Source organism: Tenacibaculum sp. XPcli2-G (assembly GCF_024124505.1).
GTDB classification, from domain to species: domain Bacteria; phylum Bacteroidota; class Bacteroidia; order Flavobacteriales; family Flavobacteriaceae; genus Polaribacter; species Polaribacter mesophilus.
The window spans coordinates 235,093-261,031 of sequence record NZ_JAMXSH010000001.1 but is presented as its reverse complement, the minus strand read 5'-3'; the positions used below and the strand labels follow the sequence as shown (position 1 = coordinate 261,031).

The window sequence follows — 25,939 nt, the reverse complement described above, 5'->3', positions numbered from 1 at the left end:
GGTGCAAAAATACGAAAATTAATGCAAAAATCGTGTTAAATTGCTAATTTTGCATGCATTTCAATTAAATAACAATGAAAATTTTCACAAGAAAATCTGAAATAAAAAAGTTTTTATCATCTCAAAAAAAGGATAAAAAATCAATCGGGTTTGTTCCAACTATGGGGGCTCTTCATCAAGGGCATTTATCGCTTATTAGAAGAGCAAAAAAGAAGAATGATATTGCAGTAGTTAGTGTTTTTGTAAATCCTACACAGTTTGATAATAAAGAAGATTTAGATAAATATCCCAAGACTTATGAAAGTGATGTGGAGTTGTTAACGTCTGCTAATTGTGATGTGTTGTTCTTTCCTTCAGTAGAAGAAATATATGCCGAAAATATTACATCAGAAAAGTTTGATTTTGATGGGCTAGAACATCAAATGGAAGGGAGGTTTAGAGATGGTCATTTTGATGGTGTTGGAACAATAGTAAAAACGTTATTTGAAATAGTAGAACCAGATACTGCTTATTTTGGTAAAAAAGATTTTCAGCAATTGCAAATTATTAAAAAGTTAGTAGAAAAATATAACTTACTAGTAAAAATTAAAGGAAGACCAATTTTTAGAGAAGATGATGGGTTGGCTATGAGTTCTCGAAATACGAGATTAACAAAAGAATACCGTGAAGCTGCACCATTTATTTATAAAACATTAAAAAAAGCAAAAAAGAAATTTGGAGTAAAAGACCCAAAAGAGTTAACAAAATGGGTGAAAAAACAATTTAAAAATCATCCGTTACTTGAATTAGAATATTTTACCATTGCAGATGAAAAAACATTGCAAACGGTAACAGAGATTAAAGAAAATATGAAGTATCGTGCATTTATAGCTGTTTTTGCTGGAGACATTCGCTTGATAGATAATATTCGTTTAAAGAGTTAATGTTTGAGCTTAAGAATGAGCTTTGTAATAATGTTAAAATCATCAAAAAACAATCTAGTATTCATTAAAAAACAATTATTTTTGCAGCATGTTAGTACAAGTAGTAAAATCTAAAATACACCGTGTTAAAGTAACCAACGCGGATTTAAATTATATAGGAAGTATCACCATTGATGAAGATTTAATGGATGCTGCTGGAATTATTGAAGGAGAACGTGTACAGATTGTGAATAACAATAATGGAGAGCGTTTAGAAACCTATGCAATTCCAGGTCCAAGAAAGAGTGGTGAAATTACTTTGAATGGAGCAGCAGCTCGCAGGGTTCAAAAAGGAGATGTACTTATCTTAATTGTATATGCTTTTATGGAGTTAGAAGAAGCCAAAAAGTTTAAACCACAATTAGTATTTCCTAACGAAGAAAATAACTTGCTAGAATAGTTTGAGTATATCAGTAAAGAAAATCACAAAAATACTATTACCTCTCATTTTGGGAGGTTTTTTAGTTTGGTATTCATTGTCAAAAATTTCAATTGAAACCTTAGTACAATACTTTAAAGATGCTAATTACGGATGGATAGCTTTAGGACTGTTTTTTGGGGTGTTAAGTCACTTATCTCGTGCTTATCGCTGGAAGTTTTTGTTGGAGCCTATGGGGTATAAACCAGATTTTGGCAATAGTACTATGGCAGTTTTAGTAGCGTATTTAGTAAACTATGCAGTACCAAGAGCAGGAGAAGTGTCTCGAGCGGCTGTGATGACTAACTACGAAAATATTCCGTTTGAAAAAGGTTTTGGTACTATTGTTGCCGAACGAATGGCAGATTTAATCATGATGCTTAGCATCATAGTAATCACACTTTTTGTACAGTTTGATTTTATTTTTGAATTACTAACCGAGAATTTTGATCCAATGAAAATTGGAATTCTTATTGGTGGCTTGGTTTTAGTGTTTGTGATTTTTACAAGGTTTGTAAAAAAAGCACAATCTGGAATTGGATTAAAAATCAAAAAATTTGTAGTTGGATTAATTGAAGGAATTACCAGTATCTTGAAAATGAAGCAGAAATGGGCGTTCATATTTCATACCGTATTTATTTGGTTAATGTATGTATTGATGTTTTGGGCGACTATTCCAGCAATAGATGGATTGCACGTTCCGTTAGGAGGTGTTTTAATCGGGTTTATCGCTGGTGGATTTGCGATTGCGGCGACTAATGGAGGGATAGGATTGTATCCTGTTGCCGTAGCTGGAGCTTTGGCTTTATTTGGAATTGCTGAAGAACCTGCAACAGCCTTTGGTTGGATTATGTGGACAGCTCAAACGGCTATGATTATTGTCTTTGGAGGGTTAGCATTTTTGTTCTTACCCATCTATAATAAAAACAAATAGTTTTCTTTTCTTTGTAAGTAAATCTTACAAATCGAATGGCAAAAACCAAAACAACTTTTTTCTGTCAAAACTGTGGCGCGCAACACGCGCAATGGGTAGGGCAATGTGGCTCATGTAAAGAATGGAACACTATTGTTGAAGAAGTGATTCAAAAAGAAGAAAAAAGAAGTTGGAAATCGCCATCAAACACACAAAAAAGAGTTGCAAAACCTTTACGAGTTGAAGATATTCAACTGAATCCAGAAGAGCGTTTTGGAACGAAGAATCAAGAGTTAGACACTGTTTTAGGTGGCGGATTGGTGAAAGGAGCGGTAGTGTTATTAGGTGGAGAACCAGGAATTGGAAAATCTACGTTGTTGTTACAAATTGCTTTACAAATTCCGCAAAAAGTATTGTATGTGTCTGGAGAAGAAAGTCAGTCGCAGATTAAAATGCGTGCTGAACGTATCGAAGGAAAAAATCCTAACTGTTTAATTCTTACGGAAACCAATACACAACAGATTTTTAAAAATATTGAAGAAGTTCAGCCAGATGTGTTGGTAATAGACTCTATCCAAACTTTACATACAGATACAATTGAAGCGTCACCAGGAAGTATTTCCCAAATACGAGAAACTTCCGCAGAATTGATAAAATTTGCAAAAGAAACGGCAACTCCAGTTTTGTTGATCGGACATATTAATAAAGAAGGACATATTGCGGGGCCTAAGATTTTAGAGCACATGGTGGATGTAGTGTTGCAATTTGAAGGAGATCGAAATCATACCTACCGAATTTTACGTTCACAAAAAAACCGTTTTGGTTCTACGGCTGAATTAGGGATTTATGAAATGTTATCGGATGGATTGCGAGAAGTATCGAACCCTTCAGAAATCTTAATTTCAAAAAAAGACGCTGATTTAAGTGGAACTGCAATTGCATCTACTTTAGAAGGAATTCGTCCGTTAATGATAGAAATTCAAGCGCTAGTTTCAACAGCAGTTTATGGAACTCCACAACGAACTACAACGGGTTACAACTTGAAGCGCTTGCATATGATTTTGGCGGTGCTAGAAAAGCGTGCGGGGTTCAAATTAGGAGCGAAAGATGTGTTTTTAAATGTTACCGGTGGAATTCATGTAGACGATCCAGCAATAGATTTAGCGGTAGTGGCAGCGATTTTATCATCAAATCAAGATCTAGCCATCAATCCAGATGTGTGTTTTGCAGCTGAAGTTGGTTTAGCAGGTGAAATTCGTCCTGTTTCTAAAATAGATCAGCGTATTACCGAAGCTGAAAAGTTAGGATATAAAACCTTTGTAACCTCAAAATACAACAAGATTACGAGCAAAAACCATTCTATAAAACTGATTTTAGTAAGTAAGATTGAAGAGGCTTTTGCTACCTTGTTTGCTTAGAAAATTAATTATAAACCTAAATATTAAAAAAAATGAAAAAGAATTTATTTATCCCTCTTGTAATGTTAGTGCTTTTTGGATTTGCTTCTTGTTCTTCTTCGGGAGAAGATGAAGATTTAAGTCTAGGAAATTATGCTATGAAAGTAACTATTAATGGAGAAGTGTATGAGATGAATAATGCTTTGGGTACAAAGAAGGCTTCTAATAGTATAAACACTAATTATCCAAATGATAAATTTATTTACTTGCAAGGAACTTTACTACCTAAAGAAGTAAATATGTGGATTAATAGAGAGCATTTAGTTGCTGGAAAAACAATAGAAATAAATAGAGAAAGTGTAGATAATGATACTTAAAGTATATAGATTTATTAGATGATGATTTACAAGTAACGGTATCAGGAAGTATAACAATAACATTGGTTGATAATGATAAGAAAGTAGTGAAAGGTACTTTTGAGTTGGATGTTGAGAACTATGATTCTCCTGGGGTAATAGCTCATAGACTAAGAGATGGTAGCTTTGCTTATACTTTCGAATAAAAAATAAAGAGAACCTTTTAGGTTCTCTTTTTTATTAGTTGATTTTTTGTTTAAAAATAGCCTGTTGATTCTCATTAACCAAATAGAATAACCTATTCTTTTTTCTTTCCAAAAAGTCTGTTGAAAAATCCTTTAATTCCTTTTTCTCTGTATGGGGGACAGTCTATTGAAGAAGAAATCTCTTCAGGAATACCAAAAGAGGTTAAGTATCTTTCCTTTAGTTCGGGTGTGTTTTCTATTTCTTTTAGAATGTTGGCTACAATAGGCAGCGCCAAAGAAGAACCAGAACCATTTCCGCTAGTAAAATGTACGTCATTTTTAGAGGTTCCAACCCAAGTTCCGAAAACAATATTCGGTGTATACGCCATAAACCAAGCGTTGGTATAGTTTTGAGCGGTACCTGTTTTACTGGCTAACGGACTTTTAATTTTATACCTATTTCTTATGCTAGCTCCTGTTCCTTGCTCTACAGCTTGTTGTAATATAGTAGTGAGTGTTTGTGTACTTTCTTCTGTAAATACTCTTTCTGCCTTTTGCTTTTCACTTTCGTAAATGATATTTCCTTCCTTATCGGTAATCTTGCTAATCATATACAAGTCATTCATTTCACCATTATTGGCAAAGGCACCGTAAGCTCTTGTGGTTTCAAAAAGTGATAAATCTAACGTTCCTAAAGCAATTGAAGGAGCGTCGTCAGTAACTTCTGGGAATAGTAACTTTTCACAAGTATCAATCAACCACTCTTTTTCTAGTTTAAAGTATAGGTTTACACTAGGAATGTTCATAGACTTTATCAATGCATACCACATGGCAACTTTTTTATCAGGAGTTGAGCTATGGTCGGCATTTTTCGGTTTCCAATTATCGTATTCTGGATAGGTTTTTTCCTCGTTTTCAAAATAATCACACGGAGAAATCCCATTTTCCAGTGCTGTAGCATACAAAAACGGTTTAAATGCCGAGGCTATTTGACGGTGTGATAGCACCATATCAAAAGGAAGTGTGTTAAAGTTATTACCACCCACCCAACTAATTACTGCTCCGTTTTTCGGATTCGTAACTAAAACAGAAGCATTTAACATTTTGTCATAATACCAAAGGCTATCAATTTTATTACCAGTAATGGTTTTTGTGCTATCCCAATCAAAGAGTTGAATAGTTCTATTTTGTTTGTCGTCTTCTGTAAACTGTTGCTTTTTTAACCATCTATTTTTTAGTCTGTTTGAAGCTAATTCTTTGTCTAATTGTTGTTGCTTGATGATGAGTTGTTCCTTAGCAGATTTTTCTGCAATTTTTTGAATATCGTAATTCAGTGTTGTATGAATTTTTAATCCGTCGGTTTCTAAATTATAAGAAGTATTGGTGCTGTCATTTATTTTTTTTACAATTTCTACTGCTTTTTTCTTTACTTGATAGGTAAAATAACCAGCAGTGGCATTTACATCAAGGTTTTTGTAGTTAAGTGTAATAGGTAGTTTTTGTAAACTATCAGCAACTTTATTACTTAAATAGGCTTCGTTATTCATTAACTGAAGAACTGTATTACGGCGCTTTTTAGCATTTTCTGGATTCAATCTTGGATTGTAATAGGTGTTGGCTTTTAACATTCCTACCAATACAGCTGATTCCTCAATGTGTAATTCACTAACTGATTTGTTAAAAAATCGATTAGCAGCCGATTCTATCCCAAAATTATTTTCTCCAAAAGGAACCGAGTTTAAATATAATAACAAGATTTCATCTTTGCTGTATAGTTTTTCCATACGACTAGCAATGATGAGCTCTTTTATTTTGTTAATAGGCATGCTCAAAAAACCATGGTATTGCCTTCCGTAAAGGTTTTTAATTAACTGTTGTGTAATGGTGCTTCCACCACCTCCAGAGGCATCTTGTAGTAAGATACTTCTAAAGAAAACACGTGCATAACTTTGACCATCGTAGCCATTATGGGAATAGAATCGTTTATCTTCAGTAGCTATTAAAGCTTCTTTTAAATGATTTGGGATTTGTTCTAGTCGAACATTGGTTCTATTCTCAGCAAATATTTTCCCGATAATTACTTCGTCTGATGAATAAATTAAAGAAGCTTCTTCATTGATGATAGATGTCAATTCTTCTTTATTAGGGAGCTTCCCAAAGACTTCAAAATATACTAACGAAAATAATACTACTACTAAAAGAACTCCAAACAGTATTAATCCTGTAGCGTATTTTAACAAAAGAGTTAATTTCTTACTTCCTTTAAGTTGAAGTTGTATTTCTTTCAATATTTTCATTGTACAAAATAACGAATTCTAGTTGGTAAAATTGTAAGAGTGTAATATAATGGTTTGGGTTAAGAGAGGTGTGATTAGAAATTGGTTTTAATTTGTTAGAGCGTTTTCAATTATAGAAAAAGTTTTATCTACGGGGTTTATTTCTGCTTTTATTCCGTAGGGAATTGTGAAAGTAGGGCAAGTATGTCCAAAATCCATTTCTGTAATTATTGGTAAATCTGTTAAACTAGCTTCGTCTCTAATTACTTGAATTAATGCTTTCTCATATTCTACTACATATTGATTATTGTAAGGTCTACCAACTATTAATCCTTTAATATTATGTATAATACCAGAAGCAACATAGTTTCTTAAAATCCAAAGAAAATAATGGGGAGGCATCATTGCTTCTGATGTTTCAAAAAACAATATTTTACCTTTCCAATCTGAAGGGGTTACCCATAATTTGGTGTCTTTTAAGGTTTCTAAAACATCGAAACATCCCCCTAATAGTTCTCCAGATACTGTTTTTGTACCCTGTAAAAACTTCCATCCATTGGGTTTTGTTAACTGTCTTGATATATTTTGGTTTTCTGGATTTTCCCATTCTAATCGTTCAGATGTCCAACCTTCAGTATTAGGGCTAATTTTCCCTATAATTTTATTAGAAAATAAAGTTTGGTTAATGTCATCTATTTGGTATTGATGCATTCCATTATTTTCAGCAAATCCAACAAGTGTTGAAGTTCCATAAAAAGATGTTACTCCCGCTTTATAAAAACAAAAATGTGTTACAGTAGAGTCTGAGAAACCAATAAAAATTTTTGGGTTTTTTCTAATAATATCTAAATCGATAAAAGGTAGCATTCTTATGCTGTCGTCTCCTCCAATGTTAGAAATGATTGCTTTTATAGACTTGTCCTCAAGAGCTTCCATTAAGTCTTCAGCTCTTGCTTTTGGATTTTCATAAATCCATTTAGCAGGTTTTAACGCATTTCTAGTTTCAACAACTTCTAAATCGAAATTATCTTGTATCTGTTTTTTTCCTGTTTGATATCTATTAGGTATTTCTCCAGCACCTCCCCATGATAAAGAAATTGTAGCTACTTTATCTCCTTTTTGTAATTTTTTTGGTTTTATCATGGTTGTTTTTAAAAGTGTTTTTATGGTTGTAAGTTTATAAAAAACTTTATTTTTTGGAGGCGAAGTTAACCTTTTTTGCAATAAAAAACCTCGCTTTAGCGAGGTTCAGAACTAAAGTAGTTTACGTCTAACAACATCCACCACCATCGTAATGATAGGTAGATTCTGAGAAAAATATATCGTCTCTTCCTAACGCTTTTAAAGCTGCGGCTGTTTTATCACAAATCGCTAAGGGTTGATTTTTTAATAAGGTGTGTCCTGCTCCGTCATCAAAATAATCTTCATCTCCAAAGTAAATGGCAGCTTTACCTGTAAATACACATGGGCCATCAGCAGGCATTGGATCTTTAATCGCAGCTACTTCAATCGATTCGATATAAATCAATTCATCGGTAGGGTAATTTTTGGGGTCTAAAATTCTGTATGGTTTACGTGCTCTAATTTCAATAGTTCCAAAACCAGCATCCGTCAGCATTTTTACGTATTCCGTAATCGGTAAACTTCCGCTTAAACATAAGGCACGTAAACGTTCGTCGTTTCGTAACGTTTCATTCATAGGTTGCTCACACGTAGGGTCGCTCATAACCAAACGTCCGTGAGGTTTTAACACGCGGTACATTTCAGCAATGGCTTTTTTTAGTTCTTCAGCTTTAAAAATGTTAAATAAACAGTTTTGAGCAGCCACATCAATCGAATTATCTTCTACAGGCAAGTGTAACGCATCTCCTTTTCGTAAATCGACAAACTCACTTTTGAACCAAGGATTTTGAGCTTCTGCTTCCACAAAATTTTTTCGAGAAGCCTCTAGCATTTCATCTACCACATCAATTCCAATCACTCCGTTTTTCTGACGTGAGAAATAAGAGAATTGTAACAATTCCATTCCGCCACCAACACCTACATATAATATTTTAGGATTGTTGGTTAAATCACGAGCATGTACGGTAGAACCACATCCGTAGTTCATTTCTTGCATGATTTTCGGAATTTTTAATCCTGGTAACTCCCAAATAGGGTTTGTTGTACAGCATAAACCAACATCAGGGGTTAACGCTGCTTCTTTGTATACATTTTTGGTGGTTTCTAAGTAACTCATATTTTTTAAGATTAAAGACCGCTACGCTGTTAGATAAAAGAATAAAGACTTGTGTTGTTTGTCTAGGTTCTTGATTCTAATAGTCTTGCTTTATAATTTGTTTTGTTATTTCGAGCCTTTCGACTGCCGCTTAAGACATGCTAAAGCGAGAAACCTCAAGGTTGGATGCTACTTCCATTAAAAAGATTCCTTCACTATGTTCGGAATGATGTTATAATTCATTAATTAATTCTTTAAAAAGCGTGATCATTTTAGGTTCTGCTTTTCCAGCAACTTCAATAATTTCGCTAATATTTACAGGTTGTAAATTTTTAGGATCGCATTCATCGGTTAATACCGAAACAGCTGCACACGGAATGTTGAGTTGTTTTGCTACGATTACTTCAGGTACGGTACTCATTCCTACTGCATCTACTTCTAAAATTTGTAACATTCTATACTCAGCTCTAGTTTCCAATTGCGGACCTACAACACTAGCATATACACCTTCTTTCAGGTCTATGTCGTTAGCTTTGGCAATAGCTTTCATTTTTGTATTCAATTTTTTTGAATACGGTTCAAGCATATCGGCAAAAATATTTCCAAACTCATTAGCTCCTTTAAAGGCTAGGGGAGAACCACCTTGTAAATTCAAATGATCTTCAAGTAACATCAAATCCCCTTTTTTATAAGAAAGGTTGATAGCGCCTGCAGCATTAGAAACTAACAAAGTTTTAATGCCTAGTGCGTGCATAGTTCTAATACCGTAGGTCACTTCCCATAGATTATACCCTTCGTACATATGAAAACGACCCGACATTACTACCACTTTTTTACCCGATAAGATTCCGTAGATTAATTTTCCTGAATGAAATTCTACAGTTGCTTGTGGAAAGTGTGGAATGTCAGCATACGGTACTTCTTGTTCAATGGTTATTTCATCGACTAATTTTCCTAATCCTGTTCCTAAAACAATTCCTATTTCTGGGTTGGTAATTCCTTTGTGTTGAAGAAATTCTTGTGTTTCTTGTAGTTGTTGTTTTTTTAGCATTTTATATTGTGTTTGTCATTGCGAGCGATAGCGAAGCAATCTTTAAGTTATGACTTCGAGATAGGCAGATTACTTCGTTCGTATACTCCCTTGTAATGACGGTTAGTTTAAAAATTGATTGAATACTGGGTTGTTTTTGATGTCATCAAAAATATCTACATCATTTAAGGTTTCTAACAAATGTACTGATTCGTTTTGTAAATCGTTTAAGGTATCTTTTCTAACAGTTGAGGTTCCCCAGTCTTTATTTTGAAAAATATTAGCATGGAGTTTTTTCATGCCTAATAGGTAATAACCACCATCTTCTGCAGGCCCCATAACTACATCATTAGAATTCAATTTTTCAAAAGCTTCATTGATGTGTTCGGAAGTTAAATCAGGTAGATCACTACCAATAATTACAGCTTTTTCATATCCAGTAGAAAATGCTTGTTGAAAAGCGTTGTGCATTCGTATACCTAAATCGTTTCCTTCTTGCAGGTGCTTTTGATATACTGGAGCATTCCAAATATCATTTTCGTGAACTTTTACCGAGTAGTATACAGCTTTATCGCAAGTTAAATTTTGGGTAACTTGTTTTGTGTGTTCTAATAAGAATTTATAAATATCTAACGCAGCTTCGTCTCCAATTGTTTTAGCTAAACGTGTTTTTACTTTACCTAATTCTGGGTTTCTAGTAAATATTAGAAGAAGATTTCTCGACTGCTCTTGAAATGACACTTCATTTTGATTATTCATATATTTTTTCTCCTTTGTGTAACCATTTACTCCATTCTTTATTGAAAGCATGGACTTTTTCTGTAGGTTTGTTTTGTAGGTTAACGATTGTATTTCCTTGGTTTTTCCATTCGAAAATACCACCATATAGGTTAAAAATGTTGATAAAACCTTCTTTTTGTAGTTTTTCGGCAATGTCTTCTGAACGAATTCCTAAAGAACAATATACTACAATTTTGGTATTCTTGTTCTTAGGAAGTTTTGCTAAGGTGTTTTCTAAATTAAAAAGATCATAACCGACACAAATAGCATTTTTAAGATGACTGACTTTGAATTCTTTAGGTTCACGAGCGTCGAGTATAATTATGCTGTCACCTTGAGCGGGGTCGAAAGGCTTTTCTTTTTGTAGTTCACTAACAGAAATATACGGAACACTTTCAGTATTGTATTTTTTCAATAACTGTTCTAGGTTCTTTTGAGAAAAAGAATTTACGGATATTAATAATATGAGAAAGAAGAGGTTTTTCATATTTAAAAACATTCAACGGTATTTGATAAAACCTATAGGGAATTAAAGTGATTACATCTCGATACAATTTTTCTTCCAAAATGTCAGAAAAACCACTCGATGTGAGATTATTTTACTTTTACATAACTTCATTAATTCATTAAGCTATGCTACTGTACCTTGACAACTACTTCCTGCACCAGCAGTACAACCATAACAGTGTTGATTGATAATGATATTTCTGTTTTGCAATAGTGCTTCGTTGTATTCAGAAATGTGCTGTGATTTGCTTGCTACTTTTAGATTTAGCATTTGATTGAAATCGCAATCATATAAATATCCGTCCCAACTTACCGATAGTGTGTTGGTACACATTACATTTTCTACTGCCATAGGATTGTAGGCTTCTACTAACGAATACATATAATCTTCATAATTTTCGGAAGCAATTAAGTAATCTAAAAATCGACTGATAGGTAAATTGGTAATAGCAAAAAGTGAATTGAAAATAATATCAAAATCTTCTTTCAAAGCTTTTTTAAAATCAGCTTCCAAAGCTGCTTGGTCTCCTGGTAAGAAAGCTCCTGATGGATTATAGACTAAATCTAGTTGTAAGCCAGTTCCTTCAATTCCATATCCCACAGCATTTAGCATTTTTAAAGCTTCAATAGATTTGTCGAAAACACCATCACCGCGTTGTTTGTCGGTTTTTCCACGAGTCCAGTGAGGCATAGAAGAAACTACATGTACATTGTGCTTTTTAAAAAACTCGGGTAAATCGTAATACTTTTTATTCGCTCTAATAATAGTTAAGTTAGAGCGCACAATAAAATCTTTAATTCCTGCTTTGGAAGCTTCTTCTACAAACCATCGAAAATTCGGATTCATTTCAGGAGCTCCACCCGTTAAATCCAGGGTGTGTGCTCCAGTTTTTCGAATCACATCTAAACATTGCTCCATGGTTTCTGTGGTCATAATTTCTTTTCGGTCAGGACCAGCATCAACATGGCAATGTGCACAAACTTGATTACACATGTACCCTAAATTAATTTGAAGAATTTCTAATTTTTTAGGACGTAATGGAAACTGATTGGTCTCTTTGAGTTTTTTGGCAAACGTAGGTAATTCACCATCAGCAAAAATTCCGTTTGAGATGATTTCAAGCTGGCGTTGCGTGTTAGCTAAATCGTTGTTTCTAGATTTTAAAGATTTTTTCATTATCCTTTCTATAAAGCTGAAATAAGGTCAGCCTCTCATCTTTTTTAGTGTTTAATATCCTTTGACTAGTTCCTAATGTAGTTTCAATCAAAATACACTTTGATTGAAACTAATGCTCGGGATAAGCGATTCACATAATTTTGATTTTCAAAATTAGTTTTCTGCTTACATTTCTAATTTATTGACTTTATTCATCATTTGAACCCCGTGTACTAAAGTTGCTCCACTTTTAATGGCAGCTCCTACATGAATGGCTTCCATCATTTCCTCTTTAGTAATACCTCGTTGTAATCCGTCTTTAGTGTATGCATCAATACAATAAGGGCATTGTTCAGTATGTGCAACAGCTAAAGCGATTAAGCTTTTTTCACGTGCGGTTAGAGCTCCTTCTTCAAAGACTTTTCCGTAATAATCAAAGAACTTGTTTCCTAATTCTTCACTCCATTCTGTTATTTTGCTAAACTTTCGTAAGTCGGCTGGATCGTAGTATGTTTTTGACATGTTATTTCATTTCTATTAAAAAAGTAAAAATACCAAATTGTTTTCACTGCTGTTTTACAAAAGGATAATGAGATTATTTTCCATTTAAAGACCAATCGTATTTTAAATAACTAACCTTTGCTTTTTGATTAATTTTTACATTTGAGTATTGATTCAGAAAATTGATTAAGTCTCCTTTTTTTGTGAAATCTCCTTGAAACCATTCGAATATTTTAGATAATTGGATGTTATTTTCTGAGATTTTATTTCTTGAAGAATCATTGATAAACTTTTTCATTAAAAGAGTAGTTTTTGATTCATAATTTTTTTCTGTGAAGGCATAATTTGGTAATTGAGGACAAGAGCCTGATGCGCAGTTTACAGCGACATGAATTTTTGGGTCGTTATATTTTTTACGTAAAATTTCATGTTCAATTTGATTTAAGGTATAGGTTTTACCGCCAACTTTAGCAAAAGGAATACTCCATGCGTCTTTACCTTTCTTTTTAATATTCATAATGCTTTTAAGAGGATAATTGTCCAAAATTAGTTGAATGGTGTACGCATTATATGCGTTTGCCCAAAAGGCTTTAGCTTTTGAAGCTGACCAAGATTTTTGAGGTTTTATGTTTGCTAACTCATTTAAATAAGCTTGAAGTTTAGCTTTGTCTTGTTTAAACCCTTTGTAGTTAACGCTTCCTTTTGTATTTACATGTTTTTTTAGTAACGCATCAAAAGTGTTGGTTTGAGCAGTAGAATTTAAGAAGAAAGCTAAACTTAACAGTAAAAGTATATTTCGCATGATTATCGATTTTAAAGTTTAGACGTAGGTTTTGAGGGAACATTACAGAGGATGTTTTTAAAAGTTTGATACAAAAAAACCTTAACATTTATTTGTTAAGGTTTTAAAATTATTGTTTTCCCTGAAGTTTTATATTGAAGTACCATTCATGTTTTATCCAAGTATTCCAGTTTTTCAGATTATTATTTAAGGATATATTGGACTGACCAGAGTAACCTTGTCCAAAACAAAGTCCGTTTCCACTATTAATGTATGCGGAAGAGCCTGTATTTACACCTAAGTTAGCTCCGTCAATCAAGTACCATGTGAATATATATTCAGTATTTGCTTCAAAAAATAGTTGTAAATCAGAAAGATTAAAGTCAACCCATCCACCAAGAAATGTTGAGTCTAACTCTGTTATGGCAGTGGAAACTATTTCACCTCTTATGTTTCTAATGTCTAGGTTTAGTTTAATTGTCTTATTATGTGGAGTTCCAGTTTCATGATGTTTAAAGTTGCTTTCTAGTTTAACACTAAAAGAGGATAACTCTGTGTCGTTTTGGAATAATACACTTTGACCAGTTCCTAGGTTTCTATCGTATGGTGATATATCTGGAGCGTTAGTTCTGCTGTCTCCGCCAAACCATTTATTAGCATTTGATTGATTACAGGTGTTTGAAAAAGAGTTGCTAACGTGTTCTAGAATTACGGTGTAAGTTTTTTCAACGCCATTTTCTGCCTTAACTGTAAAGTTAACAGGGGAAGAGTAATCTATTATATCGCTTGGTAGAGGAGAAATTGAAGCTTTTTCTGATATGTTTATTTCAGTTGTTAGGTTAGAGAGGTTTAAAAAAGTAGGAAGTTTTTTTGTTATTTTATTTTCTATATTATCAATACTTGTTGCTAATGTTTGATTTGTTGTTTTAATTTTAAAAGAAATGATATCGTTTTGGTCGCTTAATTCTCTTTTAATATCAATAGTATAGGTTTTAGTAGTGCCATTTTCTGCGGTTACAGTAAAAGTTAGTGGTTTGTTTATTTTTGTGATTGATTTTGGATCTGGGTTTATGGTGGATTTTTCAGAAATAAATACTTCTAATTCAACATCGTCCAGTTCTACGTAGTCGGGAATTAGACCTATAATAGAGTCTTCTGAAATTTCAAAATTTTTAATAAAATTTCCTTTTTTGATAGAAAAGCTTAGTATTTCATTTTCGTTACTTGAAATGTAATTATTTATTAGTATGTATTCTTTGTTACAAGACAAAGTAACTATTAGGACTGTTATAAGAAAAAATAGGGCTGTATTCCTTTTCATAATTTTTAATTTTAAAAGCTAAGATAGGTGTAAATTTTATAAAACAAAAAAGCCTTAACAAATAAATGTTAAGGCTTTTGTACTGAAGGCGGGACTTGAACCCGCACGGGCATTACGGCCCATTGGATTTTAAGTCCAACGTGTCTACCAATTCCACCACTTCAGCGTATGTGCTTTGTTAATGACTACTTTTAAAATGAAACCTCACTCATATAAGTGAGGTTTCTTGGTACTGAAGGCGGGACTTGAACCCGCACGAGCATTACGGCTCATTGGATTTTAAGTCCAACGTGTCTACCAATTCCACCACTTCAGCATACTCTTTTATAAAAAGGATTGAGCGAAAGACGGGATTTGAACCCGCGACCCTCACCTTGGCAAGGTGATGCTCTACCCCTGAGCTACTTTCGCGTAGTCATTTTTTATTTTAATGAACGTGCATTACTGCGAATGCGGGTGCAAATATAACACCATTTTTTTAATTACAAAGCAGTTTTCATTTTTTTTTAATTTTAATTCCAATAAAATTTTATGGTTGTTCAATAAGAATGGAATATCTTTGCAGAAATTTTTTAAAATTAGAAGTGGATTCTGTTTCATCTGTACATACTAAAACTTCCATAAAATCAATAGTTAAAGACTTTAAACAGTTAACGAAAGTTGGGTTGTCTATTAGTGTGGTTTTTACTTCTATCACTGGATATTTATTAGGGGCAGAATCGATTAATTACACTACAATAATTTTATTAGCTTTAGGAGGATATTTAATGGTTGGAGCGTCAAATGCTTTTAACCAAGTAATAGAAAAGGATATTGACGCCGTAATGCAACGTACTAAAAACCGTCCTTTACCTTCTGGAAGAATGTCAGCAACTGTAGCTTTAATTATTGCTACACTATTTACTGTTGCTGGTATTACTATATTATACGTAATCGATCCTAAATGTGCCTTATTTGGCGCAATTTCTATCTTTTTATATACAAGTGCTTACACACCGTTAAAAGCTGTAACACCTTTGGCTGTTTTTGTAGGGGCTATTCCTGGGGCTATTCCTTTTATGTTAGGTTGGGTAGCTGCAACAGGAAAATTTGGTATAGAAGCAGGGTTTTTATTTATGATTCAGTTTTTTTGGCAATTTCCACACTTTTGGGCTATTGGGTGGCTTCAGTTTGAAGAGTACAATAAAGCAGGGTTGCATATGCTTCCAATGGATAAGAAAGACAAAGGAGCTGTTGTTCAGATTATCTTTTATACATGTATTATGATTTTAATGTCGATTGCGCCTGTATTAAAGGTGACGGGAGATTTTTATATATATCCTATAACAGCAGTAATTATTTTATTATTAGGAGTGTTGATGTTGTATTACGCGATACAGTTATACAAAACAGAAAAAAATACAGATGCTCGTAAGTTAATGTTAGCGAGTGTTTTTTACATTACAATTGTACCCATTATTTATGTGGTAGATAAATTTTTACACTAATGAGTGAACAAACGTTACAAGAAGAGTTAAAAGTAGCAAAACGTAAATCGGCAAAACCTATGTTGTGGATTTCCATGATTAGTATGGTAATGTTTTTTGCAGGGTTAACAAGTGCTTATGTTGTTAGTATGAACCGTGAAGACTGGGTGACGTTTGATTTACCTCAAGCTTTTTACATAAGTACTGTATTAATAGTGTTGAGTAGTGTTACGCTGTTTTTTTCTCAAAAACTATTAAAAAAAGATAATATACAAGCTTCGTTTACTTTATTACTAATTACTTTAGTCTTAGGGTTAGGTTTTGTATGGTATCAATATGTAGGGTTTAACGAGCTAAAAGCTGTAGGGCTTTACTTTACAGGTCCTGAAAGCACAGTGTCTACATCATTTATTATAGGAATTACGTTTATGCATGTTTTACACCTATTAGCGGGTGTAATAGTGCTTTTTGTCGTTATTTATAATCATTTTAAAAAGAAGTATTCTTCAGCTGATATGCTTGGATTTGAACTAGGTGCAATCTTTTGGCATTTCGTTGATGTGCTATGGATTTATCTATTTTTCTTTTTCTATTTTATTAGATGATGAAAAATGCGTAATTTTGGCGCACTGATTTAACAAAAATTAACAATAAGAGATTTATGGGAGCAAATATTGCTGTAAATTCTGACAACAAAGAGACCTGGGGCGGAGGTGGTGTAAAACCATTTGGAGCTAGTTATGGTAAAATGATGATGTGGTTTTTCATCGTATCAGATGCATTAACTTTTTCGGGCTTTTTAGCAGCGTATGGTTTAACACGTTTTAAATTTATTGATTCTTGGCCTATTGCTGATGAGGTATTTACACACTTTCCTGGATTACACGGTGTACATGCACCGATGTACTATGTAGCATTAATGACATTTATTTTAATTGTATCGTCGGTAACAATGGTGTTAGCTGTAGATGCAGGTCATAAAATGCAAAAGAAAAAAGTAGCTTGGTATATGTTTGCTACTATCGTTTTTGGTATTATTTTCGTTGGGTCACAGGCTTGGGAATGGAAAAACTTTATTAATGGTTCTTATGGAGCTGTAAAGTCTGCAGATAATCATATTTTACAGTTTGTAAAAGATGGTCATCAAATTGCATTAGCAGATTTTGTTCATAACGATAGAAAAGATGAAAGAATACAACACACCAGAGAAAATGGTTTATGGTTTCAAAATGAAGCAACTATTTCTCAGTATTCAGTAGCTCAGGTACAAGAAGCTTTTAAAGCAGATCCATCTTTATTAATAAGAATTGAAAAAATTAATCCTGAAACGAAACAAAAAATTGTTTTGTCAAGAGAAGAAAGTATTGCAAAGTTAGCTACAGCTACAAAAGTTGTTGAAGGTGCTAACTTAATAGAAAATGAGTATGGAAATCCTATCTTTGCTGATTTCTTTTTCTTTATTACAGGATTTCACGGATTTCACGTATTTTCAGGTATTATTTTAAATATCATTATTTTCTTTAACGTTGTATTAGGTACCTACGAACGTAGAGGACACTACGAAATGGTTGAGAAGGTAGGTTTATATTGGCACTTTGTAGATTTAGTTTGGGTATTTGTATTTACTTTCTTCTACTTAGTATAATTAAAAAAACAATAGTAAAAATGGGTCACGCACACGAATCAAATACAAAAAGAATTTGGGTTGTTTTAGCAATCTTAACAATAGTTACAACAGTAGAGGTAGTATTAGGTATTATTAAACCAGCATCTTTACACCTACATGGTTGGGGTACTAGTTGGTTAAACTGGATATTTATAATATTAACAATCGTAAAAGCATACTATATAGCATGGGCTTTTATGCATTTAGAAGGAGAAAAGCCATGGCTTAGACGTTCTATAGTTTGGACGGGAGTTTTCTTAATTTGCTATTTAGTTACACTCGTTTTAATTGAAGGTGATTACTTATTTGAAACATTATCACCATTAGTAAAATGGTAATCGTATAAAAACAGTTAAAAGGTGGTGTAAACCACCTTTTTTTATATAAGAACATTAAAAATGAATAAAACGAAAAGAAACATAGTGTTATTTGCACTGTTTATTGTGCCGCTATTGTTTTATATATTTTTGTCATTAGGAATTAATAACTTTGCTAAGTTACCTGTACTAACAGAAAATGTAATTGATGTCTCGTCAATTAGCAATAAAGATCAGTTTGATAAGAGAATATCAATAGTTACCTTTATAGGAAGTAATGTACAAGACGCAAAAGGAGAATTATTTAATCTTAATGAAAAAATCTATAAACCATTTTATGGATTCAAAGACTTTCAGCTAGTTGTTATTGCTTCTAAAGAAGCAAAAGAAGAAGTAGAAAAACTTCAGAAGGAAATAGGAGTTTATACCAATATGATAAAATGGAACTTTATCTTTGCTAGTGATGCTGAAATTGAGGTACTGTATGATAGCTTTAAAACAAACCAATCATTAGATAGAAATTTACATTCTTCAAAAGCTTTTATAATTGATAAAAATGGGAGCTTAAGAGGCAGAACAGATGATGAAGATAGTTTAGGAGGAAAGTTGTTTGGTTATAATATGAAGTCTGTAGCTGAATTAAACAATAAAATGAAAGATGATGTTAAGGTAGTATTGGCTGAATATCGTTTGGCATTAAAAAAGAATAACGCAGATAGAGAAATTTAAGGAAGACTCACATGAAAAAACAAAATTATTCATACATAGGTATTTCACTAATAGTATTGCTTTTTGGTATTTATGCAATTCCTAAGATTATAGCACATTTTCAAACAGCAAATCTGCATAAATTTAATAAAGTACCCGACTTCGAATTTATCAATCAAGACGGTGAAACAATCACCAATAAGGACTACGAAGGAAAAGTATATGTAGTTGAGTTCTTTTTTGCCACTTGTCCTACTATCTGTCCTTTAATGAATGCACAAATGGTAGAAATTCAAAATGAATTTATGGGGAATCCTAATTTTGGTATAGCATCATTTTCAATTACTCCAGAAATTGACACACCACACCAATTGAAAGAATATGCTAAGAATAATGGTATAAACCATAGAAACTGGCATTTACTTACTGGAAAACCAGAGGATATTGTATACGATTTGTCAAATGAAGGTTTTAAGCTGTATGCAGGGAAAGGAGAAGCTAGCCATGGTGGATTTGAACATTCTGGTTTGTTTGCATTAGTAGATAAAGATGGATATATCCGTTCAAGATATGATGAACATGGAAATCCAATTATGTATTACAGAGCCTTAGATGAACATAATTTCGGAAACCAAATTAGTGAGTTAAAAGAAGATATTAAGTTATTACTGAAAGAGTAACATGAGTGCAACAGAAGAAAAAAAATATAAAAAATTTATTACTATAGTTTCTATCGTAATCCCTATAGCAGTAGCTGCTCTATTTGGAATTAAAATACCTAATGTAGAACCATTGTCTTTTTTACCGCCTATTTATGCTAGTATAAATGGTTTTACGGCTATGTTGCTCGTCGCTTCAGTAGTTGCAATTAAAAACGGAAAAATAAAATTACATGAACGGCTAAATACCACAGCTATTGTTTGCTCAGCACTATTCTTAGTGATGTATGTAGCATATCACATGACTTCGGATTCTACTAAATTTGGAGGAGAAGGAATAATTAAATATGTGTATTTTTTCATCTTAATTACTCATATATTATTGTCAATAATCATTATTCCATTTGTATTGATAACTTTTATGAGGGCTCGTTTGGGTAATTTTCCTGAACATAAAAAAATAGCAAAAATTACATTTCCCTTATGGTTATATGTAGCGGTTACTGGAGTAGTTGTTTATTTAATGATATCACCTTATTATGTTTAAAAAGATTATATTTTTAATATTACTTGGTTTTTCTTTCAATACTTCAGCACAATGTGCTATGTGTAAGGCAGTGATAGAAGGGGGAAATGAAACTATTGCTGAAGGAGTAAATAATGGAATAACTTATTTAATGGTGTTTCCATATATATTAGTAGGACTTTTATTTTACTTTATCTATCGTCACAAAAAGAAAGCAAAAAATTAGTTTTCCTAAAAATCAAGAATTTTTTGTAACATTTTTTTGTTTTAATCGTCACATAGTAGCAATAAATAAAATAACTTACCATATTTACATATTAAGTTATAAAATTGTTTGCTAGCTTTTGTAATTAATAGAAAAGCGATATATTTCTACTTTTAGAAATATCAACTAACTGAGTTTAAATAAAAAATATTGATCTTTTGAAAACTAAAATTGCATTATTTGCAGCTATTTTTACTTCTGTAGCTGTTTTTTCACAAAAACAATGGACACTTAAAGAGTGTGTAGATTACGCATTAAAAAATAATATAACAGTTAAGCAAAACCGCTTAAATATTGAGATTGCTGAAGCAGATGTTAAAAGTAATAAAGCTAATTTTTTACCAAGTATAAATGCTTCAACATCAGGAAACCTTTCTACTGGGTCTTCATTTGACCCTGTATCTCAAAACAGAACAGAAAATACAACCCTATTTGGAGGGGCGTTAGGTGTAAATGCTAGTTATACGGTTTTTAATGGTTTTAAAAACTTAAATCAAAAAAAGCAAGCAGTATTAGGAGTAGAAGGGAGTAAACTAGATTTAGCCAAAGTAGAAAATGATATTTCACTTAATGTAGTTAATGAGTATTTAAATGTATTATTTGCTAAAGAAAATTTATCAGTAGCTAAGGTGCAAGCAGAAATCAGTAAAAAGCAAATTGAAAGAGCAAGAGCTCAGTTTGAAGGAGGAGTAATACCCAAAGGAGATTTATTAAACGTCGAATCTACGGCTGCAAATGATGTTCAAAATGTAGTACTACAAGAAAATACTTTGAGTATAGCTTTACTAAGATTAAGTCAATTATTACAAATTCCTTCCAAAGATTTTAATGTAGCAGATATTGAAGTAGGGTCTCCTTCAGCAGCATTATTATATGATAACGCAAATGTGGTATATGAAAAAGCATTAACTGTTTGGCCAGATATAGAAAGAGCTAAATTAGATGTTGAAAGCACTAAATTAGGTGTTGAAATTGCTAAATCAGGATATTATCCTACTATCAATGCTTCTTTAGGAGCCAACACAAATTATAGGTATTTTTTAGATCCTTCAGCTCCAGCAGGTAGGCTTTTAGATCAGTTAGATGGTAATTTAGGTTTTAGCCTAGGATTTAGCGTTAATATTCCAATTTTTAATGGGTTTAGAAATGATGCTAATGTTGAACGATCTATTGTAAATAATTCAATTAGTGAATTTAGATTGGAAAGTCAAAAATTACAGTTGCAACAAGAAATTGAAAGAGCTTTTTTAGATGCTAAAGCAGCTGCTAAAACATATGAAGCAGCACAAGTATCATTAGAGGCTCAAAAAGAAGCCTTTAAAAATGCACAAGTTAGTTATGACTATGGATCAATGACTCAATTTGATTTTGATCAAGTACGTAATCGATTAGTAAATGCAGAAGGAGCAATGATTAGGGCTAAATATGATTATGTATTTAAAACGAAAGTATTGAAATTTTATTACGGGGAGTCAATTGTTGACTAACTAAGAAAAATTTATTTATTGTTGAAAAAGCCTTGTTAGAATTTTACTAATGAGGTTTTTCTTTATAATGTATCTTTGCCAAAAATAAATTTTCAGATTTGGCAACAATCTTACACATAGAAACAGCAACAAAAAACTGTTCGGTTAGCGTAGCAATAAAAGGAGAGCTTTTAGCTTTACAAGAGTTAAATGATGGAAATTATTCACATGCTGAAAAGCTGCATCCATTTATTCAACAAGTAATGAAAAAAGCAAAGCTTTCTTTTAATGATATTGATGCTGTTGCAGTAAGTAAAGGTCCTGGTTCTTATACAGGACTACGTATTGGAGTGTCAGCAGCAAAAGGATTATGTTTTGCTTTTGACAAGCCTTTAATATCTATTGAAACATTACAATCATTAGCTCATAAAGTTTCTGTAAAGGAAGGAGTTGTTGTCCCGATGTTAGACGCACGTCGTATGGAAGTATATGCAGCTGTATATAATTCTAAATACGAACAGATAAGAGATATAAAAGCAGAAATCATAAATGAAAGTTCTTTTGAAGAATATTTATCTAAAGGGAAGGTATACTTTATAGGTGATGGAGCAGAAAAGTGTAAAGGAGTAATTGTGAACGAAAATGCAGTTTTTATTGATGGAGAGTTTCCTTCTGCAAAAGAAATGGTTCAGTTAAGTTTAGATAAGTACAAAAAAAACGACATCGAAGATGTCGCTTATTTTGAACCTTTTTATTTAAAAGATTTTGTAGTTACGCCTGAAAAAAAACGTTAACCCTCTTTGTGGATTTCTACTGAGTGAGGGTAAGGAATTTCAATTCCAGCATTATCTAAGGCTATTTTTGTGTTTTCAGTTATATCAAAGTATACAGCCCAATAATCTTCTGTTTTAGACCAAGGTCTCACAGCAAAATTTACAGAACTATCTGCCAATTCAGATACATTTACTGTAGGAGCAGGGTCTTTTAATACTTTTGGGTGCGAGGTAATAACATTCATTAATATTTCTTTGGTTTGTTTAATATCAGCATCGTAAGAAACACCAAAGGTTAAATCTACTCTACGTGTACCTTCGGCAGAGTAATTAACAATGTTTCCATTAGATAAAGAACCATTAGGTATAATTATTTCTTTGTTAGATAAGCCCGTAAGCTTGGTAGTAAATATTTCTATTTCTTTTACAACACCAATTTCACCTTGAGCCTCTATTAAATCTCCAATCTTAAAAGGTTTAAAAAGCATAATTAAAACACCGCCAGCAAAATTACCTAAAGAACCTTGTAAAGCAAGACCAACAGCCAAACCAGCTGAGGCTAAAATAGCAGCAAAAGATGTGGTTTCAACACCCAATTTTGCTATTACTGTGATTATTAAAAGGATTTTTAAAGTCCAATGTAGCAAATTAACTAAGAACTTTTGTAGCGTAATGTCTACTTCTCTTTTAATCATTATTTTTCTTGTAGCTTTAAGTAGTAGTCCAATAATGTAAGAACCTACAATGTAAATAATAATAGCCATAATCGCTTTCGGAGCGTATGTCATTATTAAATCTTGAAATTTTTCAAAATACTTTTCCATTTTTATGGTAAATTTTAGTTGTTAATAAATGATTTTTAATAAGTAGCGGTTAGATTTTTATAGTATTAAACTGATTAAACCTAATAAAGCAGGAATAGACTGAATGACAAAAATACGAGGTTTTTTTGTAGAAAAAGAACCATAAAGACCAGCAATAAAAACACAAATCAAGAAAAATATTCCCACATCAATTTTTTGTGATAAAATAGACCAAGTTAAACCAGCTGCAAGAAAACCGTTGTATAACCCTTGATTAGCGGCTAATACTTTTGTTTCCTCAGCAAAATCTTTTGATTTTAAACCAAAGGTTTTTATTCCTTTAGGTTTGGTCCATAAAAGCATCTCTAGTACAAGAATATATAAATGAATAATAGCTACTAGAGTTAAAAGAGAATATTGTATAATGTTCATGATAATTAATAAAGATGAAATATGCTGCTCGAGCAACTACTAAAACCGCATATGGTAAGTGACTAGTTTATATTGATGTTAATTTACTTCAAAAGTTACTTTTAGGTTTACTCTAAACTCAGTTACTTCATCATCATTAACAACCACACTTTGTGATTGTACAAAAGCAGATTTAATTCCTTTTACCGATTTAGAAGCTTGTTTAATTGCTTTTCTAGTAGCATCTTCCCAGCTTTTTTCAGAGTTTGCTAAAATTTCAATAACTTTCATTACTGCCATAATAATTTTTTTAAAGATTAATACATGTAAATATAAGCTTTTAATAATGTTTTTATGTAGATGAAGCATCTAATGTTAATTTAATGTTATGTAAATGTTTTTAATATGTAAATTTTTTGTATATTTGTGTTAAGAGGTATTAACTTTAAAAGATTTACATTATGAAAAAATTAATAATAGCAGTTTGTATGTTGTCGGTTTCATTTATGCAAGCTCAAGACGTGGAACCAAAATATGAAGTTGAAGGAGACTTAGTAAAAGCTACTTATTTTTATAAAGATGGCACTATTAAAGAGCAAGGTTTTTTCAAAGATAAAAAGTTAACAGGTACTTGGACTTCTTTTGATAAAAAAGGAAATAAAGTAACTATCGGTCATTATGAAGCAGGAAAAAAAGTAGGTAAATGGTTTATGTGGAAAGAAGATGGGTTAAAAGAAATTGATTTTAAAGACAATGCCATAGCAAGCGTACAAACTTGGAAGGAAGAGACCAAAATGGCAGTGAAATAAGTTAATATTTTGCAGAATAAGAAAATTAGACCGAGTATTTTAGATACTCGGTTTTTTTATTTTCTACCAAAATCAGCAGGGATTTCACCCCAAGCCTTAGTTTCCCACTTTAATAACGGGTTTTTATAAGAATTCTCTTCCAACCATTTTTCAGCACGTCTAATTAAATCTAAAATTTCTTTATTAGAACTATCAAATGTAATATTGGTTCTGCATTGCTTCTTTTTAACCCAACTCATAGCGATTTTAGAGTCAGAATAAATAGGGAGAGAATCCATATTTTTACTTTTTAACAAAGCAATTCCATGTACAAGAGCTAAGAACTCACCAATATTATTAGTGCCGTTATTAAATGGTCCCATTTTAAATATTTCTTTCTTGTTATGAGTTAATACCCCTCTGTATTCCATTAAGCCAGGGTTTCCGGCACAAGCAGCGTCAACAGAAATGCTTTCTAAGATGGGAGAGCCGTATTTGGCTTTTTCTTTTGCGGAAAGGCTTATTTTTTTAGTATCTTTTCCTTTATAGTCATTATAGCTTTTTTTTAAGGCTAATTCAGCTTCGTTTTTATCAGCAAAAGCTTTGTATTGTGCACCAGTAAAACCATCAATTTGCTTTTTACAAGTATCCCAAGATGAAAAAACACCTGTTTTTTTTCCCTTCCAAACTACATAATATTTTTTCTTCTTACTCATTGTGTAAAATAACCTCTTCTATAACCTTTGGGAAATGTTTATATTCTAATTCATGAACTTTCTTTGCTATAGTCTCTGGAGTATCATCAAATGAAATAGCTGTTTTAGCTTGGAAGATAATAGCACCTTCGTCATAATTTTCATTCACGTAATGTATAGTAATACCTGTTTCAGCTTCATTATTTTCTTTTACAGCATTATGTACGTTCATTCCGTACATTCCTTTTCCTCCATATTTTGGTAACAATGCTGGGTGTATATTGATTATTTTATTAGGGAAAGCTTCCACAATTTTAGAAGGAATACGCCATAAAAAACCAGCTAATACAATAATATCAGCTTCAGCGAGTAAAAAGTTTAAAACAGTGTCATCTTTACTAAAGCTTTCTCTATCAAATAAAGATGCATCAATGTTTAGTCGTTCGCAACGGTCAAAAACTTTGGCGCGTTGGTTGTTAGAAAGCACATGAGTAACAATTGCAGTTTTAGTTGAATTGAAGTGTTTTATGATGTTTTCGGCATTAGAACCCGAACCAGAAGCAAAAATAACGATGCGTTTCATGTTAAAATTTAG

General features: G+C 32.4%; 31 protein-coding genes and 3 tRNA genes. 16 read left to right on the top strand and 18 right to left on the bottom strand.

Annotation, left to right across the window (positions count from 1 at the left end):
• Window positions 1-74 precede the first annotated feature (74 nt).
• The 5 genes from panC (at window position 75) to NH341_RS01135 (ending at window position 4,067) form a co-directional block, all read left to right on the top strand.
• Window positions 75-923 (top strand): pantoate--beta-alanine ligase, encoded by an 849-nt coding sequence (gene panC, locus NH341_RS01155; RefSeq protein WP_253055482.1) that lies wholly within the window; start codon window positions 75-77, stop codon window positions 921-923.
• Window positions 924-1,011: 88 nt separating this feature from the next.
• Window positions 1,012-1,362: an aspartate 1-decarboxylase gene (gene panD / locus NH341_RS01150; protein ID WP_028891458.1), complete on the top strand. Its 351-nt coding sequence runs from the start codon at window positions 1,012-1,014 to the stop codon at window positions 1,360-1,362.
• 1 nt (window position 1,363) lies between these two features.
• Window positions 1,364-2,314: a lysylphosphatidylglycerol synthase transmembrane domain-containing protein gene (locus tag NH341_RS01145; RefSeq protein ID WP_253055481.1), complete on the top strand. Its 951-nt coding sequence runs from the start codon at window positions 1,364-1,366 to the stop codon at window positions 2,312-2,314.
• Window positions 2,315-2,349: 35 nt separating this feature from the next.
• Window positions 2,350-3,711 carry a DNA repair protein RadA gene (gene radA / locus NH341_RS01140; RefSeq protein WP_159488962.1) on the top strand — a complete coding sequence of 454 codons (1,362 nt, stop codon included), beginning with the start codon at window positions 2,350-2,352 and terminating at the stop codon, window positions 3,709-3,711.
• Between the two features lie 32 nt (window positions 3,712-3,743).
• Entirely contained in the window at window positions 3,744-4,067 is a 324-nt protein-coding gene (locus NH341_RS01135; protein WP_253055478.1) for a hypothetical protein, read from the top strand.
• A gap of 277 nt (window positions 4,068-4,344) precedes the next feature.
• Here the strand turns inward: NH341_RS01135 and NH341_RS01130 are convergent, their stop codons facing one another.
• The 13 genes from NH341_RS01130 to NH341_RS01070 form a co-directional block, all read right to left on the bottom strand.
• Window positions 4,345-6,528 carry a transglycosylase domain-containing protein gene (locus NH341_RS01130; RefSeq protein WP_253055477.1) on the bottom strand — a complete coding sequence of 728 codons (2,184 nt, stop codon included), beginning with the start codon at window positions 6,526-6,528 and terminating at the stop codon, window positions 4,345-4,347.
• A gap of 87 nt (window positions 6,529-6,615) precedes the next feature.
• The gene (locus NH341_RS01125) at window positions 6,616-7,650 is read right to left on the bottom strand and encodes a S66 peptidase family protein (RefSeq protein WP_253055475.1); all 1,035 of its coding nucleotides are present in this window, start codon (window positions 7,648-7,650) and stop codon (window positions 6,616-6,618) included.
• Window positions 7,651-7,777: 127 nt separating this feature from the next.
• Window positions 7,778-8,746 (bottom strand): arsenosugar biosynthesis arsenite methyltransferase ArsM, encoded by a 969-nt coding sequence (gene arsM / locus NH341_RS01120; protein ID WP_159610788.1) that lies wholly within the window; start codon window positions 8,744-8,746, stop codon window positions 7,778-7,780.
• A 211-nt stretch (window positions 8,747-8,957) separates the two neighbouring features.
• The gene (locus NH341_RS01115) at window positions 8,958-9,776 is read right to left on the bottom strand and encodes a purine-nucleoside phosphorylase (protein WP_253055473.1); all 819 of its coding nucleotides are present in this window, start codon (window positions 9,774-9,776) and stop codon (window positions 8,958-8,960) included.
• Between the two features lie 102 nt (window positions 9,777-9,878).
• Window positions 9,879-10,514, bottom strand: coding sequence for a TIGR04282 family arsenosugar biosynthesis glycosyltransferase (locus tag NH341_RS01110; protein ID WP_253055472.1), 636 nt, complete (start codon window positions 10,512-10,514; stop codon window positions 9,879-9,881).
• Window positions 10,507-11,022 carry a rhodanese-like domain-containing protein gene (locus NH341_RS01105; protein ID WP_253055471.1) on the bottom strand — a complete coding sequence of 172 codons (516 nt, stop codon included), beginning with the start codon at window positions 11,020-11,022 and terminating at the stop codon, window positions 10,507-10,509. The genes NH341_RS01110 and NH341_RS01105 overlap by 8 nt, the downstream gene beginning before the upstream one ends.
• 144 nt (window positions 11,023-11,166) lie before the next feature.
• Window positions 11,167-12,222, bottom strand: a complete 1,056-nt coding sequence (gene arsS, locus NH341_RS01100) for an arsenosugar biosynthesis radical SAM (seleno)protein ArsS (RefSeq protein ID WP_253055792.1) — start codon at window positions 12,220-12,222, stop codon at window positions 11,167-11,169.
• A gap of 162 nt (window positions 12,223-12,384) precedes the next feature.
• Window positions 12,385-12,720, bottom strand: a complete 336-nt coding sequence (locus NH341_RS01095) for an arsenosugar biosynthesis-associated peroxidase-like protein (RefSeq protein ID WP_047788229.1) — start codon at window positions 12,718-12,720, stop codon at window positions 12,385-12,387.
• Between the two features lie 73 nt (window positions 12,721-12,793).
• Window positions 12,794-13,501: a DUF547 domain-containing protein gene (locus NH341_RS01090; RefSeq protein ID WP_253055470.1), complete on the bottom strand. Its 708-nt coding sequence runs from the start codon at window positions 13,499-13,501 to the stop codon at window positions 12,794-12,796.
• A 109-nt stretch (window positions 13,502-13,610) separates the two neighbouring features.
• Entirely contained in the window at window positions 13,611-14,801 is a 1,191-nt protein-coding gene (locus NH341_RS01085; protein WP_082118596.1) for a DUF5018 domain-containing protein, read from the bottom strand.
• Between the two features lie 80 nt (window positions 14,802-14,881).
• Window positions 14,882-14,967: transfer RNA gene (locus tag NH341_RS01080), tRNA-Leu, on the bottom strand.
• A 61-nt stretch (window positions 14,968-15,028) separates the two neighbouring features.
• Window positions 15,029-15,117, bottom strand: a tRNA-Leu gene (locus NH341_RS01075).
• Between the two features lie 23 nt (window positions 15,118-15,140).
• Window positions 15,141-15,212 (bottom strand) — tRNA-Gly (locus NH341_RS01070).
• A 137-nt stretch (window positions 15,213-15,349) separates the two neighbouring features.
• Here NH341_RS01070 and cyoE point away from each other — a divergent pair.
• The 10 genes from cyoE (at window position 15,350) to tsaB (ending at window position 22,668) form a co-directional block, all read left to right on the top strand.
• A complete protein-coding gene (gene cyoE, locus NH341_RS01065) occupies window positions 15,350-16,288 on the top strand; it encodes a heme o synthase (protein ID WP_253055469.1) in 939 nt (312 codons plus the stop codon).
• A complete protein-coding gene (locus NH341_RS01060) occupies window positions 16,288-16,872 on the top strand; it encodes a cytochrome c oxidase subunit 3 (protein WP_047788232.1) in 585 nt (194 codons plus the stop codon). The genes cyoE and NH341_RS01060 overlap by 1 nt, the downstream gene beginning before the upstream one ends.
• 56 nt (window positions 16,873-16,928) lie before the next feature.
• Window positions 16,929-17,912, top strand: coding sequence for a cytochrome c oxidase subunit 3 (locus tag NH341_RS01055; RefSeq protein WP_047788233.1), 984 nt, complete (start codon window positions 16,929-16,931; stop codon window positions 17,910-17,912).
• Window positions 17,913-17,932: 20 nt separating this feature from the next.
• Complete coding sequence (locus NH341_RS01050) at window positions 17,933-18,271, top strand: cytochrome C oxidase subunit IV family protein (protein WP_047788234.1); 339 nt, start codon at window positions 17,933-17,935, stop codon at window positions 18,269-18,271.
• A 60-nt stretch (window positions 18,272-18,331) separates the two neighbouring features.
• Window positions 18,332-18,979 (top strand): hypothetical protein, encoded by a 648-nt coding sequence (locus NH341_RS01045; RefSeq protein WP_047788235.1) that lies wholly within the window; start codon window positions 18,332-18,334, stop codon window positions 18,977-18,979.
• Window positions 18,980-18,990: 11 nt separating this feature from the next.
• Entirely contained in the window at window positions 18,991-19,638 is a 648-nt protein-coding gene (locus NH341_RS01040) for an SCO family protein (RefSeq protein ID WP_173359284.1), read from the top strand.
• Window position 19,639: 1 nt separating this feature from the next.
• On the top strand, window positions 19,640-20,164 hold the full coding sequence (locus tag NH341_RS01035) for a DUF420 domain-containing protein (protein WP_173359285.1): 525 nt from the start codon (window positions 19,640-19,642) through the stop codon (window positions 20,162-20,164).
• Window positions 20,157-20,369 carry a hypothetical protein gene (locus tag NH341_RS01030; RefSeq protein ID WP_047788238.1) on the top strand — a complete coding sequence of 71 codons (213 nt, stop codon included), beginning with the start codon at window positions 20,157-20,159 and terminating at the stop codon, window positions 20,367-20,369. Before NH341_RS01035 ends, NH341_RS01030 begins: the two co-directional genes overlap by 8 nt.
• Window positions 20,370-20,566: 197 nt before the next feature.
• Window positions 20,567-21,895: a TolC family protein gene (locus NH341_RS01025; protein WP_047788239.1), complete on the top strand. Its 1,329-nt coding sequence runs from the start codon at window positions 20,567-20,569 to the stop codon at window positions 21,893-21,895.
• 98 nt (window positions 21,896-21,993) lie between these two features.
• Window positions 21,994-22,668: a tRNA (adenosine(37)-N6)-threonylcarbamoyltransferase complex dimerization subunit type 1 TsaB gene (gene tsaB, locus NH341_RS01020; RefSeq protein ID WP_167712504.1), complete on the top strand. Its 675-nt coding sequence runs from the start codon at window positions 21,994-21,996 to the stop codon at window positions 22,666-22,668.
• On the opposite strand, the gene NH341_RS01015 is transcribed toward tsaB, so the two are convergent.
• The 3 genes from NH341_RS01015 to NH341_RS01005 form a co-directional block, all read right to left on the bottom strand.
• A complete protein-coding gene (locus NH341_RS01015; protein ID WP_047788241.1) occupies window positions 22,665-23,471 on the bottom strand; it encodes a mechanosensitive ion channel family protein in 807 nt (268 codons plus the stop codon). The genes tsaB and NH341_RS01015 overlap by 4 nt on opposite strands.
• Window positions 23,472-23,528: 57 nt before the next feature.
• Window positions 23,529-23,882 carry a DUF1304 domain-containing protein gene (locus tag NH341_RS01010; RefSeq protein ID WP_047788242.1) on the bottom strand — a complete coding sequence of 118 codons (354 nt, stop codon included), beginning with the start codon at window positions 23,880-23,882 and terminating at the stop codon, window positions 23,529-23,531.
• Window positions 23,883-23,960: 78 nt separating this feature from the next.
• Complete coding sequence (locus tag NH341_RS01005) at window positions 23,961-24,161, bottom strand: dodecin family protein (RefSeq protein WP_047788376.1); 201 nt, start codon at window positions 24,159-24,161, stop codon at window positions 23,961-23,963.
• Between the two features lie 161 nt (window positions 24,162-24,322).
• On the opposite strand from NH341_RS01005, the gene NH341_RS01000 reads away from it, so the two are divergent.
• Window positions 24,323-24,670: a toxin-antitoxin system YwqK family antitoxin gene (locus NH341_RS01000; RefSeq protein WP_047788243.1), complete on the top strand. Its 348-nt coding sequence runs from the start codon at window positions 24,323-24,325 to the stop codon at window positions 24,668-24,670.
• Between the two features lie 56 nt (window positions 24,671-24,726).
• On the opposite strand, the gene NH341_RS00995 is transcribed toward NH341_RS01000, so the two are convergent.
• Both NH341_RS00995 and NH341_RS00990 read right to left on the bottom strand, forming a co-directional pair.
• Window positions 24,727-25,365, bottom strand: coding sequence for a viroplasmin family protein (locus tag NH341_RS00995; RefSeq protein WP_047788244.1), 639 nt, complete (start codon window positions 25,363-25,365; stop codon window positions 24,727-24,729).
• Window positions 25,358-25,927 (bottom strand): phosphoribosylglycinamide formyltransferase, encoded by a 570-nt coding sequence (locus tag NH341_RS00990; protein ID WP_159610807.1) that lies wholly within the window; start codon window positions 25,925-25,927, stop codon window positions 25,358-25,360. Before NH341_RS00990 ends, NH341_RS00995 begins: the two co-directional genes overlap by 8 nt.
• Window positions 25,928-25,939 lie beyond the last annotated feature (12 nt).

Coding starts and splice junctions, on each gene's coding strand:
- panC (WP_253055482.1), top strand. CDS start 75: ATGAAAATTTTCACAAGAAAATCTGAAATAAAAAAGTTTTTATCATCT.
- panD (WP_028891458.1), top strand. CDS start 1,012: ATGTTAGTACAAGTAGTAAAATCTAAAATACACCGTGTTAAAGTAACC.
- radA (WP_159488962.1), top strand. CDS start 2,350: ATGGCAAAAACCAAAACAACTTTTTTCTGTCAAAACTGTGGCGCGCAA.
- NH341_RS01135 (WP_253055478.1), top strand. CDS start 3,744: ATGAAAAAGAATTTATTTATCCCTCTTGTAATGTTAGTGCTTTTTGGA.
- NH341_RS01130 (WP_253055477.1), bottom strand. CDS start 6,528: ATGAAAATATTGAAAGAAATACAACTTCAACTTAAAGGAAGTAAGAAA.
- NH341_RS01125 (WP_253055475.1), bottom strand. CDS start 7,650: ATGATAAAACCAAAAAAATTACAAAAAGGAGATAAAGTAGCTACAATT.
- arsM (WP_159610788.1), bottom strand. CDS start 8,746: ATGAGTTACTTAGAAACCACCAAAAATGTATACAAAGAAGCAGCGTTA.
- NH341_RS01115 (WP_253055473.1), bottom strand. CDS start 9,776: ATGCTAAAAAAACAACAACTACAAGAAACACAAGAATTTCTTCAACAC.
- NH341_RS01110 (WP_253055472.1), bottom strand. CDS start 10,514: ATGAATAATCAAAATGAAGTGTCATTTCAAGAGCAGTCGAGAAATCTT.
- NH341_RS01105 (WP_253055471.1), bottom strand. CDS start 11,022: ATGAAAAACCTCTTCTTTCTCATATTATTAATATCCGTAAATTCTTTT.
- NH341_RS01095 (WP_047788229.1), bottom strand. CDS start 12,720: ATGTCAAAAACATACTACGATCCAGCCGACTTACGAAAGTTTAGCAAA.
- NH341_RS01090 (WP_253055470.1), bottom strand. CDS start 13,501: ATGCGAAATATACTTTTACTGTTAAGTTTAGCTTTCTTCTTAAATTCT.
- NH341_RS01085 (WP_082118596.1), bottom strand. CDS start 14,801: ATGAAAAGGAATACAGCCCTATTTTTTCTTATAACAGTCCTAATAGTT.
- cyoE (WP_253055469.1), top strand. CDS start 15,350: ATGGAATATCTTTGCAGAAATTTTTTAAAATTAGAAGTGGATTCTGTT.
- NH341_RS01060 (WP_047788232.1), top strand. CDS start 16,288: ATGAGTGAACAAACGTTACAAGAAGAGTTAAAAGTAGCAAAACGTAAA.
- NH341_RS01055 (WP_047788233.1), top strand. CDS start 16,929: ATGGGAGCAAATATTGCTGTAAATTCTGACAACAAAGAGACCTGGGGC.
- NH341_RS01050 (WP_047788234.1), top strand. CDS start 17,933: ATGGGTCACGCACACGAATCAAATACAAAAAGAATTTGGGTTGTTTTA.
- NH341_RS01045 (WP_047788235.1), top strand. CDS start 18,332: ATGAATAAAACGAAAAGAAACATAGTGTTATTTGCACTGTTTATTGTG.
- NH341_RS01040 (WP_173359284.1), top strand. CDS start 18,991: ATGAAAAAACAAAATTATTCATACATAGGTATTTCACTAATAGTATTG.
- NH341_RS01035 (WP_173359285.1), top strand. CDS start 19,640: ATGAGTGCAACAGAAGAAAAAAAATATAAAAAATTTATTACTATAGTT.
- NH341_RS01030 (WP_047788238.1), top strand. CDS start 20,157: ATGTTTAAAAAGATTATATTTTTAATATTACTTGGTTTTTCTTTCAAT.
- NH341_RS01015 (WP_047788241.1), bottom strand. CDS start 23,471: ATGGAAAAGTATTTTGAAAAATTTCAAGATTTAATAATGACATACGCT.
- NH341_RS01010 (WP_047788242.1), bottom strand. CDS start 23,882: ATGAACATTATACAATATTCTCTTTTAACTCTAGTAGCTATTATTCAT.
- NH341_RS01005 (WP_047788376.1), bottom strand. CDS start 24,161: ATGGCAGTAATGAAAGTTATTGAAATTTTAGCAAACTCTGAAAAAAGC.
- NH341_RS01000 (WP_047788243.1), top strand. CDS start 24,323: ATGAAAAAATTAATAATAGCAGTTTGTATGTTGTCGGTTTCATTTATG.
- NH341_RS00995 (WP_047788244.1), bottom strand. CDS start 25,365: ATGAGTAAGAAGAAAAAATATTATGTAGTTTGGAAGGGAAAAAAAACA.
- NH341_RS00990 (WP_159610807.1), bottom strand. CDS start 25,927: ATGAAACGCATCGTTATTTTTGCTTCTGGTTCGGGTTCTAATGCCGAA.